The 13,575-nt window shown below is 43.9% G+C and carries 14 protein-coding genes; 12 read left to right on the top strand and 2 right to left on the bottom strand.

What is annotated here, in order from left to right; all coding sequences use genetic code 11:
- Positions 1 to 377 precede the first annotated feature (377 nt).
- The 11 genes from ACXAH2_RS03810 to ACXAH2_RS03760 all read left to right on the top strand — a co-directional run bounded on the left by ACXAH2_RS03810 (position 378) and on the right by ACXAH2_RS03760 (position 10,244).
- Positions 378 to 1,070: an aspartate/glutamate racemase family protein gene (locus tag ACXAH2_RS03810; protein WP_475076821.1), complete on the top strand. Its 693-nt coding sequence runs from the start codon at positions 378 to 380 to the stop codon at positions 1,068 to 1,070.
- Positions 1,071 to 1,250: 180 nt separating this feature from the next.
- On the top strand, positions 1,251 to 1,871 hold the full coding sequence (locus tag ACXAH2_RS03805) for a pyridoxamine 5'-phosphate oxidase family protein (protein WP_475076820.1): 621 nt from the start codon (positions 1,251 to 1,253) through the stop codon (positions 1,869 to 1,871).
- 43 nt (positions 1,872 to 1,914) lie between these two features.
- Positions 1,915 to 2,547, top strand: coding sequence for a LysE family translocator (locus ACXAH2_RS03800; protein ID WP_475076818.1), 633 nt, complete (start codon positions 1,915 to 1,917; stop codon positions 2,545 to 2,547).
- 9 nt (positions 2,548 to 2,556) lie between these two features.
- Complete coding sequence (locus ACXAH2_RS03795) at positions 2,557 to 2,907, top strand: putative quinol monooxygenase (RefSeq protein WP_475076817.1); 351 nt, start codon at positions 2,557 to 2,559, stop codon at positions 2,905 to 2,907.
- A 194-nt stretch (positions 2,908 to 3,101) separates the two neighbouring features.
- Entirely contained in the window at positions 3,102 to 3,716 is a 615-nt protein-coding gene (locus tag ACXAH2_RS03790; protein ID WP_475076815.1) for a MarC family protein, read from the top strand.
- A 61-nt stretch (positions 3,717 to 3,777) separates the two neighbouring features.
- The gene (rluF, locus tag ACXAH2_RS03785) at positions 3,778 to 4,782 is read left to right on the top strand and encodes a 23S rRNA pseudouridine(2604) synthase RluF (RefSeq protein ID WP_475076814.1); all 1,005 of its coding nucleotides are present in this window, start codon (positions 3,778 to 3,780) and stop codon (positions 4,780 to 4,782) included.
- A gap of 197 nt (positions 4,783 to 4,979) precedes the next feature.
- Positions 4,980 to 5,966, top strand: coding sequence for a hypothetical protein (locus ACXAH2_RS03780; RefSeq protein WP_475076813.1), 987 nt, complete (start codon positions 4,980 to 4,982; stop codon positions 5,964 to 5,966).
- Positions 5,967 to 6,088: 122 nt separating this feature from the next.
- Entirely contained in the window at positions 6,089 to 6,592 is a 504-nt protein-coding gene (locus ACXAH2_RS03775) for a DUF2867 domain-containing protein (RefSeq protein WP_475076811.1), read from the top strand.
- Positions 6,593 to 6,715: 123 nt separating this feature from the next.
- The gene (locus tag ACXAH2_RS03770; RefSeq protein ID WP_475076810.1) at positions 6,716 to 7,978 is read left to right on the top strand and encodes a PqiA/YebS family transporter subunit; all 1,263 of its coding nucleotides are present in this window, start codon (positions 6,716 to 6,718) and stop codon (positions 7,976 to 7,978) included.
- Between the two features lies 1 nt (position 7,979).
- A complete protein-coding gene (gene pqiB, locus ACXAH2_RS03765) occupies positions 7,980 to 9,626 on the top strand; it encodes an intermembrane transport protein PqiB (protein WP_475076809.1) in 1,647 nt (548 codons plus the stop codon).
- Positions 9,627 to 9,644: 18 nt separating this feature from the next.
- Positions 9,645 to 10,244: a PqiC family protein gene (locus ACXAH2_RS03760; protein WP_475076807.1), complete on the top strand. Its 600-nt coding sequence runs from the start codon at positions 9,645 to 9,647 to the stop codon at positions 10,242 to 10,244.
- An 81-nt stretch (positions 10,245 to 10,325) separates the two neighbouring features.
- Here the strand turns inward: ACXAH2_RS03760 and ACXAH2_RS03755 are convergent, their stop codons facing one another.
- Positions 10,326 to 11,231, bottom strand: a complete 906-nt coding sequence (locus ACXAH2_RS03755) for a homocysteine S-methyltransferase family protein (protein ID WP_475076806.1) — start codon at positions 11,229 to 11,231, stop codon at positions 10,326 to 10,328.
- A gap of 253 nt (positions 11,232 to 11,484) precedes the next feature.
- Between ACXAH2_RS03755 and ACXAH2_RS03750 the strand changes: the two genes are divergently transcribed.
- Positions 11,485 to 12,132, top strand: coding sequence for a hypothetical protein (locus ACXAH2_RS03750; protein WP_475076804.1), 648 nt, complete (start codon positions 11,485 to 11,487; stop codon positions 12,130 to 12,132).
- 94 nt (positions 12,133 to 12,226) lie between these two features.
- Here the strand turns inward: ACXAH2_RS03750 and ACXAH2_RS03745 are convergent, their stop codons facing one another.
- The gene (locus tag ACXAH2_RS03745; RefSeq protein ID WP_475076803.1) at positions 12,227 to 13,516 is read right to left on the bottom strand and encodes a cation:proton antiporter; all 1,290 of its coding nucleotides are present in this window, start codon (positions 13,514 to 13,516) and stop codon (positions 12,227 to 12,229) included.
- Positions 13,517 to 13,575: the final 59 nt, after the last annotated feature.

Genomic DNA, 13,575 nt, shown 5'->3' with positions numbered 1-13,575 from the left:
AAAGATGGGTATTGAATAACACATGCAATCTGGGTGGTCACAAATATTTACCTCACTTTATGTGAGAAGGAACAAGCAATAAAACGAAATAGGCTATTGAGAGAAGCTGGGTGTTTTTCATTCAAGATCTGGCGCGCTTAAAAAAGCAACCCCATTTTCTTCATTTTTAATTATGTCACTCTGGTTTTATTATGAATATAAGGTATATCAATAAAGGGGCTTGAGTAAATTTGACGGCCTATATGCCTTTTGGGATAAAAAGCTATAGCTTGAGAAAAAATATATAATGGGTTAGGAAAAGTCGGAGCTTCGTTAGTGGTTTTTTACGGGCGTAAAAGAATTTTTAACTGGGTATAACGGATCATAGGAGTGTGGGTTTGAAAACAATTGGTTTGCTAGGTGGTATGAGCTGGGAGTCTACTGTCAGTTACTATACCGCTCTTAATCAGGGCGTTAAGGATGCTTTAGGTGGTTTGCACTCTGCGAAAATCAATATGGTCAGTGTCGATTTTGCAGAGATTGAGCAGTTACAGCATGCGGGTGATTGGCAGGCAACAGCGGATATATTAAGCCAAGCAGGACGTTCAGTAGAGGCGTCTGGAGCCGAGGCTTTGTTAATTTGTACCAATACTATGCACAAGGTGGCGGATCAAATTCAGTCTGCTATTAATATCCCGGTATTACACATTGCCGATGCGACTGGTCACGTTTTACAAGCGGATGGCGTCACCAAAGTGGGTTTATTAGGAACGCGTTTTACCATGGAACAAGACTTTTACAAAGCGCGTTTGATTGATCGATTTGCTATGCAAGTTATGGTACCAGATGAATCCCAGCAAGCCATTGTTCACAAAGTCATCTATGATGAATTGTGCCGTGGCGAAATTAACCCAGAGTCTCGTCAGCAGTATATTGATATTATTGAAGATTTACATCAACAAGGGGCGCAAGCGGTGATCTTGGGCTGTACGGAAATTGCGCTTTTGGTGAAGCAGACGGACACCAAAGTGCCACTTTATGATACGACTCACATACATGCGCAAAGTGCCGTGCGTTGGATGCTGTCTTAGCCAATGGTATGTGGAGGGATGATAGTGACACAAAAAGTTTCTCTGGTGTGCCAATGTGGTTTGGTGACGGGGCAATTCACCTTGGACGCAGCTAAGCGTTTTCACTGGGTGTGTTAATGCTTTTTTTGATAATACTTCCCTTATTAATTCGTTCCTAATTAAACAGAGTTGAGGGCGTTTATGCAGAAAATTGAGTCGATTGATGCTTTGCAAGCGCATTATGGTAAGCCTATTGAAAGGGCTCAGTGGAAAGAGATTGATCATATCAATCCCCATTATCGTGCATTCATTGAAAAATCGCCTTTTTTGATCTTAGCGACTCATGGTGAAAACGGTCTTGATTGTTCTCCGCGGGGAGATCCGGCGGGTTTTGTGCGTGTGGTAAATGAACACTGTATTCAGATACCGGATCGACGTGGTAATAATCGCCTGGATTCCCTGCGTAATATCATTCATCACCCGAAAGTCGGCGTGATTTTTCTGGTACCGAATGTGGGGGAAACCATTCGTGTCAGTGGTATTGCTAAAATTCTAGTGGATCAGGCCCTGTGTGAGTCTTTCACCATGCAGGGTAAAGCAGCGAGTTCGGTGATTTCCATTCAAGTGGAAAAAGCCTTTTATCAATGTCAAAAGGCGATTGCTCGTTCAGGGTTATGGCAAGCAGAGCATCCTATTGATCGCGCTGAATTGCCTACTGCTGGTGAGATGGCGAAAGTGTTTGCGGATATGCACAACTCGGAATTCAGTGCGGAAGAATACGACAAGCATTACCCAGAACATATGAAGAAAACGATTTATTAATATGATTTACTAATACGTTTTATTGATCGTTAAGGAGAACCCTATGATAGATGCATTATCTTTATTAACAATAGGCTTTGCTTTTTTTGTGGTGGCGGTTTCGCCAGGCCCGGCAACCCTTTCTAATGCCACTATCGCCATGAGCAAAGGACGTAAAGTGGCCTTGGTATATGGCTTTGGTTTGTCTTCTGGCATGTTTTTGTGGGGCTTGGTTGCGGTAAGTGGTATGGGAGCGGTTTTGCAAAGCTCCGTTTACGTACTCATGGTGCTTAAGGTATTGGGGGGATTGTACTTATTACGCTTGGCCTATGTGTCCTTTAAAGCGTCATTGAGCATACCAGATGACCAAAGCATGACTGCTGTACAAGCCACTAGCTACCGCAAGTGGTTTATGCGCGGCTTTATTTTAAATTCTTCAAATCCAAAGACGGTGGTTGCTTGGATGGCGGCTTTGTCTATGGGCATGCAAGGTCATAATGATCTGTTGTCGTTAATATTGGCTTTGTTGACCTGTATGTTGGTGGGTTATTTGGTCAATATTATGTATTCTCTGGTGTTTTCTGTTAAAGGTATCATGGAAATTTACCAGAAATGTCGTCAGTGGGTAGAGCGAGCCGCAGCGGGCATGTTTGCTCTGGCTGGCCTTGGGTTACTGAAATCCGCGTTGAATCGTTAAGGAAAGTGTATGTCTAAGAAAGTGTATTGTATCGCACAATTTTTACCTAAACCTGGTCAGGAGAAAGCCTTGTTCAAGGTTTTGCAGTCTCTTGAACCCAATACTTTGCGTGAGGATGGTTGTATTGCTTATCGTGTTACTCGACACATGACTAGCCCGTTTGCCGAAGGTAAGAGTTTTCCGATTGTTTTTAATGAAGTCTGGCAAGACATGGCGAGTTTTGAAGCCCATTGCCAGCGTCAGGAAATCAGTGACTTTTTTGCCACTTACTGTCAGGCAGAAGACGGCCTAGCAGCCGACTGGAATGTGTGTATTTACACAGACGAAGGCGAAGACTTTGATGCGCCCGTTATCGAATAAGCGGCGCATTAAAACAGGCTAAAGAGCGGATTCAAAAGTGTAACAATAGCAGATTAGATGGAGGCAGCCTTAGTGCTGCCTTTTACCTTTAGGTGGGGGCAGTTTGGACATTACCAAATGGGCAGAGAAGATATGGTACAATTCAATATTCTTTCCATTCTTACTGATCTTGCTGTATTTTTTTGGAGCCCTTAATGGAGCATGCGATCACTGTGTTTATGGCGTTTTTTGCCATCATGAATCCCATTGCGAATACGACCGTTTTTGCAGGTTTAACGGGCAATATGACGAAAAGCCAGCAAGTTAACATTGCCTTTAAATCTTTGTTTATTACCTTTGTGGTGATTGTTTTATTTGCTTTGTTGGGCAAGTCCATTTTCCATCTTTTCGGTATTACCTTGCCTGCATTGCGTATTACGGGTGGAATTTTGGTGTTTTTGGTGGGTTATCACATGTTGCATGGCCAGAGTTCGAAACTGCACACTGGCCAACAACAAGATAACGATGATGCGGACATTGCTGTTTCTCCTCTGGCCGTTCCCTTACTGGCAGGTCCTGGTACGATTGCAACGGCGATGAACTATTCAGCAGCGGCAGGTTGGCAAGATATTGTGGTAACCATTATGGCCTTTGCGTGTCTGTGTTGTATTACCTTTGTGTGCTTTATTTTTTCTTCTCGTATTATTGGTTTTATCGGTGACAGTGGCTTAAGTATTGTAACGCGTTTGATGGGCTTAATATTGGCGGTAATTGGTGTGCAAATGGCCATTGCCGGTGTGTCCAGTGTGGTAACCAGTTTCTTATCATAAAGTTTTTTTGTTATACAATGGGCGCTTTTCGTCCTTAATGAATCAGTTCAAGCAGTCTTATATGTTTAATACCTCCACCCGACTCAATAAATACATCAGTGACAGTGGCTTATGCTCGCGTCGAGAAGCCGATCGTTTTATTGAACAAGGCAATGTATTTATTAATGGCAAGCGCGCTAGGGTTGGCGATCAGGTTAATTCCGGCGATACCGTTCGAGTCAATGGGCAATTGATCGAACCTCAGGATGCTGAGGATTTTGTGTTCATTGCTTTGAATAAACCTGTGGGTATTGTCAGTACCACTGAAAGCAGTGAACGCAACAACATAGTCGATTTTGTCGGTCATGGCGTGCGAATTTTTCCCATTGGGCGTTTGGACAAAGAGTCGCAAGGTTTGATTTTTTTGACCAATAAGGGGGATTTGGTCAATAAGGTCTTACGGGCTGGCAATAACCATGAAAAAGAATACTTGGTCACGGTGAATAAACCCATCACTGAGAAGTTTATTCAAGGTCTTGCTGGTGGTGTGCCGATCTTAGGCACCATGACGAAAAAGTGTCCCGTTGAGAAAGTCTCTAGCAATGTGTTCAACATCACTTTGGTACAAGGCTTGAACCGACAAATTCGTCGTATGTGCGAATATTTTGGTTATGAGGTGGTGAAACTGGAAAGGACTCGCATCATGAATGTGAATCTAAAAGGTTTACCGGTAGGAGAGTGGCGTGATCTAACGCAAAAAGAATTGTCTGTGTTGCTCAAATCCGTGGAAGACTCTTCTTCTGAGGCGAAACCCAATACCAAATCCAATCGTAAGCCTTCACGTCCGGCGGCAAAGAAAACTCCCTCGTCATCTCAGGCACCGAAAAAAAACGCTTTCAAATCTAAACCTAATACCAAACACCCGAGAGGAGAAGGTAAAAAGCCCAACCTTACGGGTAAAAACAAAGGTAAGCGTCCGTTTGGCGACAATGCTAAACCGACCAGGGGAGGAAATGCTAAAGGCAGATCGCCCGGTAAGTCGCCAGCAAAAGGGCCTTCAAGATCCAACTCAAAAGGTTCTGCATAAAGCAATAAGATGGGGCGAATCTTGCCTCGAATAAGAGAGAGTTATCCACACGCTGACCCCTACATGGATGTAGGGGATTAGAGCAACGCAGGAGCACGTTGCCGTAGTCAGTGGACTTGTTCAAACCTTCCCTAGTATTTTTATCGATTGCGCTTTATCGTTAGGGCTCATTTGAATTAAAAATGGTAGGGCGTGTTATGTATACGGATGAAGATCTTAACGTCGCGATACAAAAAGGGGTTTTCTCTCAACAATCTGTTGACGACTTTCGTCAGCTCATGTCTTCTTCGCGACACGAATCTTTGGTCGATGAAGAAAACTTCCGTTTGATCAATGGTTTCAATGACATCTTTGTGGTGATTGCTTGTGCGCTATTGTTGTTTTCTTCCGCATGGGTGCTGAATAGTATGTCGCCCATCATCAGTTGTGTGTTGTTTGTCGGCTTATCTTGGTGGTTGAGTGAAATCTTTGTCCGCCAACGTAATATGGCCCTGCCAGCCATCTTTTTGCTGCTGGCTTTTGTGGGGGGCGTTTTTGTCTTTTGTCAGCATTTGTTCGTGGATAACACCGCCGAAATTGTGGGGACGGCCTGTGCTTTGCTGGCCGCTTATGTTCATTGGCGCCGCTTCAAAGTGCCTATGACCATTGCCGTGGCAACGGCTGCTGGCTTGTTATTGGCAGCGTTCGTACTGCTGACAATATTGCCCGACAACTTTCGAGTCTTAATGATGGTTTGTTTTGTCTGCGGTGTATTGTGTTTTGTGTTTGCCATGTATTGGGATGCTCAAGATAGGCAACGTATTAGTCGTAAGTCTGATGTGGCTTTCTGGCTGCACCTGTTATCAGCCCCGCTTATTATTCATCCTGTGTTTAATGGGTTGGGTATTTTGAGTGGGCAAGACAGTATTGGCAATATGATGGTGATTGTTATCTTGTATTTGCTGATGACACTCATTTCCATCACAGTAGACAGGCGTGCTTTTATGGTGTCGTCTTTGTTATACGTCATCTACGCTTTGCAGGTTTTGTTTGGCAGCTTTGGAAGTATTGAGACAAATATCGCCTTTACTGGTGTTGTCATGGGAGCGACTCTGCTTTTGTTATCGGTTTACTGGCAAGCCTCTCGCCATTTGATCGTGTCACGATTACCGAGTCGCATACAAGGTTACTTACCCACATTATAGTTGCCAAAAATTGGATGTTTATTATAGATTGCTAAAGCGCTTGGGGCGATGATTGGCTAAGATGAAAAGTAATGAAATGTTTTATCTGCCGATTTGATCAATAATTTTAGGGATGAAATAGGATGGATGATATACCAAGTTCAGCGAGAATAAAGCAGCACTTAGAAGGCGCATATTTTGCCGATAATTTTATCCATTATACCGCCAACAAAGGTCAGACCGCGATGCAAGTGTGGTTGGAAATGGTTAACAAGACGCCCAGTTGGATCGATCGATTTATGATGATTCGCAACCGTCTGGCGACCTTAATCGGACTAAAAAGTGTTGGTTTATTTAGTGATGTCATAGTAGCAAAGCAAGCATGTGATTATTTAATTGGAGACAGAGTCGGTATTTTTTACGTGTTTCATAATGATGAAAAGGAAGTGATTCTGGAGAATAAAGATAAGCACTTAGACATTAAATTGTCCTTGTTTTTGCAACCGGAAGGGGACTCGCTCAAGCTTTATGTGACGACTGTTGCGCATGTTAAGAATCGCTTAGGTAAGGTTTACATCTTTTTGACCGCACCAGTTGTTAAAAAAATCTTACCAGCTAGTTTTGCGCAATTGGAGGCACTGGACTAGAGTGATCTTGTTCATAATAAGAATGAGTTAGCAACAAATTATATCTTTGATAGCTTGCATTAAGGGAAGGGGGTCGTGTTTGATACCCCTTTTTCGTTTTTTTGATGGGGATACATTTCCGTTATGCGTCATCAGGTGTTTATTGAGCCTCTAACCGTTTGTGAGCAATGCGATCAGGTGAATCCTGTGCCTGAGTTGCAGCCAGGCGAACGCTTACGTTGTTCTCATTGTGGGCATATTTTGGTTAGTGTGCATGCTCATGCATCAAGACGCATTCTTTCATACGGCTTTTCTTGTTTGTTGATGTTGACGTTAGCCATCAGTTTTCCTTTTCTCAGCTTTGCGACCAATGGTGTTGAAAGAAGCGTGACCTTGATGGACACCTTGACGGTATTGTTGAGCCAAGGCTATTTAATACTTGGTGCCACCATCAGTTTGGCCTTATTTGTGTTTCCCCTGGTGTATTTGTGTTCGGTATTATTTCTCGTATGGAGTTTTCAGCATCCGACAGTGCTAAAAAGTGCTCAACAATATTGTGTGCGTTGGTTGCAAGTGGTTCAACCTTGGTTAATGGTAGACGTTTATCTGGTTGGTATTTTGGTGGCTTTGGTGAAGGTCAACAGTCTTGCAGATATCCGCTTAGAACTCTCTTTTTGGGCATTTTGTGGCTATGTGCTTCTGCTGCTCAAAACCATTACATTAGTCGATAAGCGCTGGCTTTGGTTCAAAGTAGCGGGGCCGGCATACCATCATTCTGTGCAAGCTGGTATTGCGCGCTTGGAAGGACTGATTGGTTGTCATTTTTGTGGTGCTGTCCTAAGCAAAGAAGTTCATCATTGTGGGCGTTGTGGTCACTCTGTTCACAGTCGTCGTCCGAGAAGTTTATCGACCACATTGGCGTTACTCATTGCCGCTCTTGTGATGTATATACCTGCTAACGTATTTCCTATTATGCAAACCACATTCTTGGGCAGTACAGAGCCATCCAGTATTATGGGAGGTGTGTTTCTGCTTTGGTCATTGGGCTCCTATCCTGTGGCTTTGATTATTTTGTTTGCCAGTGTGGTCATTCCCTTAGCGAAAATTGCAGCATTGAGTTGGTTGATTTGGCAATGCTATTTTCCCAGTCGACATCAAACCGAGCAAAAAATGAAATTGTACAGATTAACGGAATTGGTGGGACGTTGGTCCATGATAGATGTGTTTGTGGTTGCGGTGTTGACTAGTATGGTGCAAATGGGCAATTTGATGGCCATTTATCCAGGCCCTGCTGTCTTGTCATTTACCGCGGTGATTGTATTAACCATGTTGGCTGCCATGTCCTTTGACCCGCGTTTACTGTGGGACAGAGATAGGCAGGATAATAGCTTGCAAGAGGAAGCCTAGTGTGAGTGATGAACAAAGTCCGGTCGAGAACATGCGTAAGGTGCGCTTTAATTCTATTTGGTTGGTACCCTTGGTTGCCTTATTGGTGGCGGCGTGGATGTTGTATCAGAACTGGTCAAGTCAAGGGCCTGTTATTACCCTAATTGCGGTCAATGCAGAAGGATTAGAAGTGGGTAAAACCAAGCTCAAATCTCGTAATGTGGACGTTGGTCGAGTAATTGATATTCGTCTTAGTGAAGATTATGAGTACGCTATTATTCAAGTGCGGATGAATCAAGGCACAGATCAAATGCTTAGACAAGATGCTCAATTTTGGGTTGTTAAGCCTCGTATCGGCAAAGAAGGGGTAAGTGGACTGGGGACTTTACTGTCTGGTGCCTACATTGATATGGCGCCGGGCGAGAGTGGTGATTTACAAACTCAATTTACGATTCTAGAGCAACCGCCCTTGTCCACAGAAAGTGAAGGCATTAGATTGAATTTAATCAGTCATCAAGGCGCAAAGTTGGATGTGGGTGTGCCTGTGCATTTTCGCGGTTACGAGGTGGGATATGTGGAACAAGTGGATTTTAATGCTGAGCAAAACGCCATTCTATATCAAGTGCTAATACGTTCGCCTTACGATGCTTTGGTGAATTCTGCGGTGCAATTCTGGGTCACTCCCGGCGTTTCCTTTAAAAGTTCCGCCAGTGGCTTTGAGGTCAGTTTAGATTCTATAGAAACCTTCTTGTCGGGAGGCATTTCTTTTGCTTTGCCTAATGGTGAACGTCCCGGACAGGCGGTTTCGGATATGACTGAATTTACTCTTTTTGCATCGCAAGAAAGTGCTATCAATAATGCCTATGACCAGTTTATCGATTATGTATTTTTGTTTGATGCTAATGTGAGCGGTTTGTACCCAGGGGCAGCGGTGGAGTTTCGTGGTGTGCGCATAGGAACCGTATTGGATGTGCCATATCAAGGCATTTCTATGGATACCTTAACCGCCATGGACATTCCTGTTATTCCAGTACGGGCACGCATTGAACCTCAGCGCTTGAATGCCCCAGGGGCTTCACAAGAGAAGTCATTACAGCAATGGAATCAGCTCATTGAAGAAAGTATTGACAAGGGGTTGCGTGCGTCTTTGGTGATAGGAAACTACCTAAATGCCGCCAAAGTGATTAGCCTGGATTTCACCGACCAAGCTTCTACTGTCACGTGGCGAGAGTTTGAGGGCCACAAAATTTTTCCTACCACACCAGGCTCTTTTGCCAATATGGAAGCAAAGGTGGCAGCCCTATTGGATAATGTCGCGCAAATACCATTACGAGAGACCTTTGAAAATTTAGCTAATACCATGGCTGAAGTAGACTCCACATTGCAGGCCCTACAAGGGATGAGTGACAGTGTGAGGCACTTATTAGATAAATCGGAAACCCAGCAAATTCCTGGTGATGTTTCGGCAGCCATTCGTGAACTCAGTTTGACGTTAGAAAGCTATCAAGCAGACGGATTAATAGGTCAACCATTGCGACAAAATTTGGTCTCTCTAGACAGGGCCTTGAATGAATTACAGCCACTTTTACGCCAGTTAAGAGAAAACCCAAATCGCTTGATCTTTGACAGTAAACCCAGAATTGACGTGCAGCCTAAAGCCGCGCAATAACATAAGGTAAGAGCTTGTATGCGAGTAAGAGTATGGTTATATGGTGTGATGACGAGCCTATTAACAGCTTGCGCCAGTCAAACACCGCCCAGTTATGAATATCTCTTGATTGATCAAATGGATCAGTCAATCGAAGCAAAACAGACCCCAAGGGTACAAGTGCAGATGATGCCTGTCGTGGTGGCGAACTATTTAAGCGGAAATGAGATTGTGTTGGTTACTAATACTGGTAGCGTGCACAGATCACAAAGTCATTTGTGGGCCGAGCCTTTGGCCCCGCAGCTGACTCGCTTGACTCAGCAACGTTTTGAGGAAGCTTTACCGCAGGTGTCATGGTTCGCTCGTCAGCGTTTACCCAGTTATGCCATAGCGCAATTGAACATTGAGGTAGATCGCTTTTATGCAGATTTACAAGGTAAGGTGCAGATTACGGGGCGTTGGCAGTTTATATCGGCACAAGGCAAGATCATTCGGACACAAGTATTTGATGTATCGGATGCTTTGCGTGCAGATGGTTATGGGCCTTTGACACAAACCTTGGCCAAAAATTGGCTACAAAAAGTGATTGATCCCATGGCTGAGCAAATTGCTATCGACTTGAACAAGGAAGAGGGTTAGAGGGTTACTAGAGGGTTAGAAGGCTACTAGAAGGTTATTTTTTCTAGTAGCCTATCTTGTCATGAAGCAAATTAACGTTGCTTATGTTAGGTCATCTTTAATGGCTTGGATGTGCTCTGGACCAATACCACAACATCCACCAATCAAACTTGCTCCTTGGCTCTGCCATTGTTTCACCCATTCTAGGTAAGCAGGTGGCGTCAGATCGTCTCTTAATTCGTCCAGGCCATCGTTGGCAGTAGCGTCTTTTGGTGTTGGCGGGAAAGCATTCGCATAAGCGCCAATCTGGATTGCGTCTGTGCCTAATTGATCAAGCGTTTGCTTTGTTAATGCAATGGCTTCACCAATAATTTCAGGTTGGCTACAGTTAAACAAGATGGCGTTTACCTTTAAAGCCTGCATGGCTTTTACCGCCTCAACCACGGTTTCTCCAGAGCGTAACAAGGGTTCACTGGTGGGTTCTGCATCTTCCAATGTAAAGGATACCCAAATTGGCTTACGTTGTTGGTCGATTTTTCTGATCAGCTCAATCACACGACTGGCTTCGTCGATTAAAGATTGGGTTTCCAATAACCAGAGATCACCGAATGGGGTCAGCTCTTCAATAATCGGTGTGGCAATTTCCGTAACACGCTCAGCTTGGTACAAATCGGCTCGGTAAGAACCGAATAAGGGGGCAACCGAAGCGGCAACCGCTACTTTGTATTCGGCTTCATCAGCAGCTTGGCGAGCCAATTCACCAGACAAGCGAGTGAGTTCACGTACTCGTTGCTTAAAAACGGTTTCGCCGATATGGAAGGGCACTAAGGAATAACTGTTGGTGGTAATGACTTGAGAGCCGCTATTGATAAAGGATTGATGCACTGCTTTGACCACTTCAGGGGCTTCCATAAGCGCCAGAGCAGACCATTCAGGTTGTTTGAAAGGCGCACCAAGACGCTCAAGTTCACGGCCCATGCCGCCATCTAAAATAGTGATGTCAGTCATAAATTTTCCAGTCTATGTTTGAATATGAGGCGATTTTAGAGAGTTTTGATAACTAATCAAGATGGCATTTTGCCTTATGTCACTTACTTGTAATTGCTTTGAAATTAAAATTTAATAATAGGCAGGTGTGAAAAGGTCCACTCGCTGACCCTATATGGATGTAGGGGATTAGAGCAACGCAGGAGCACGTTGCCGTAGTCAGTGAACTTGTTCGTAACTTCCCTAGTTCAACCTGTCATTAAAGGAACCTGCCATGTTAACCATTTGGAAAGGATTTGGTTGGCTCGCCCCAGTCATTTTCTTGGCGGCTTTTGTCGACGTCCAACTATTGGTGGATTGGGCAATGGGGGAGGGCTTCTACAACGCCAATCGTTGGGTGCAGGTCTTTTCTCTCGTTGCTGTGGCTATTGTGGTTGCTGGTTTAGGCTTATGGATGAACTTACGCGATAAACTTTGGCAAATGGACCGCAAAACGGGCAAAAAAGTCACGGCGCCGGCACACACTTTTTTATACTTGCCCATTGAAGTATGGGCAGTGATCGTTCCTTGTCTTTTCCTTGGATACGATTATTTTCAACAAGAAATGGAAACACAAACCTTAGCCTACTTGGAAACCCCAAAGGTTAATGATGTCTATGCGGTGGACTTATCGAAAATTTTTGAGAATGAAGATCCAATATACAAATACGGTACCCTAAAGGTCGTTGCCGTGGTGGAGAATCAGGTAGAAGTACGCAGCAGTACCCATGCATATGATGGCAAACGAGGCGTGCGCAAAGACCTAAGGAATAACAATGCCACACAGCCAGACTATTATAATTCCCAGATCACCTTAATGAGTATTCGTGAGCTTTTGGGCTACTACAAAAACGATATCATCTATGCTGTGCATAGGGATTGAATGTCATACTTTACTCTTCATCGAAAATTCTAAGATCTACTATTTGATGAGTTTTTTCACCATAAAAAAGGCCTAAAGAGCCTTTTTTATTAGGTCATGCCGCATTTTTTTGCTGGGCTGCTGCGATACTTTTTCGAATCAAAGGCGAAATGGTCAAGCCTTGTACTATGATGGAGAAAATCACCACAACATAGGTCACTATTACAATTAAATCGTGTAAATCATAGTCATCTATCATGATTTGTTCTGATGGAATGGCCGCTGCCATGGCTAGGGCAAGACCACCTCGCAGGCCGCCCCAAGTTAAAATTTTCACGGAGTGCTCGTCATATTGACGGAAACGTTTGAACACCAGATACGGGCTGCCGACGCTGATAAAGCGTGCCAATAACACCACTGGCACCATCACCACTCCTAGGCCAATGACTTCCCATGAAAAAGGCATGGTGACAATCAACATACCAATAATCAAGAAAAGCAATGCATTTAAGAAACTGTCAGTGGCGTGCCAAAAATCTTTTACGTAACGAGTACCATCAGGACCGCGACGTTTAATGGCTTTTTGCCGTGTAATGTTGCCTAGCAGAATACCACTGGTCACCATGGCGAGTGCGCCAGAAATTTCCCAAATATTGGCTAAGGCAAAACCCGCTGAAGGGATGGTTAAAGTGACCAACAAGCGAATATTAATGTCTTTACAGTTAATGATGACAAAGTGACCTACCAGGGCGATGACTAAACCAAACACAATGCCACCAATGGCATCGACTAGGAATAACTCGGCAACATCAATGAAGTGGGGCTCTGTGCCGTAAAAAGCCACAGCAAAAATGGTGGTAAAAATCACTAAGCCAACACCATCATTAAATAAAGATTCCCCTTCGACTTGAATGGAAATCCCTTGTGGTGCACTCATTTGTTTAATGATCGCCAATACGGCAATCGGATCGGTTGGGCTGATAAGGGCGCCGAATAAAAGGCAGTAGATTAAAGGTACAGGGAATCCCAGCCAGCCAAAGACATAAAAGCTGAGATAACCGACAATTAAAGTGGATACTATCGTGGAGAATAAAACCAAGATGGTGATTTCCCAGCGTTGTTTACGCAGTGCCGTTAAATCAATTTCCAAGGCGCCAGCAAAGAGTAAAAAGCCGAGCATTCCCTTAAGTAACAACTGATTAAAATCGATACCAGAAACCACCTGAGTAATGAAGAGGGCAGTCTGATCTCCCAACATCTTCACGGCGAGGATCAATAGTAGTGATATAACAACAGAGCCAGTAGTGATGGCGATGGTGGTTTGCATTTTTAACACATACTGATTGGTGAAAGCGATTAAGATCGCTAATGCCGATAAAAAGCAGATAAGATACCAAGCGTTCATTATTCAGAACCTTATTATTATCAAAATTAGAAAAATAGCGTTGGTTGCATGAGGTATGC

It is taken from the genome of Marinomonas sp. ABL3_031 (assembly GCF_056161265.1).
The sequence above is the reverse complement of the archived record's forward strand: the minus strand, read 5'-3'. Positions and strand labels throughout refer to the sequence as shown.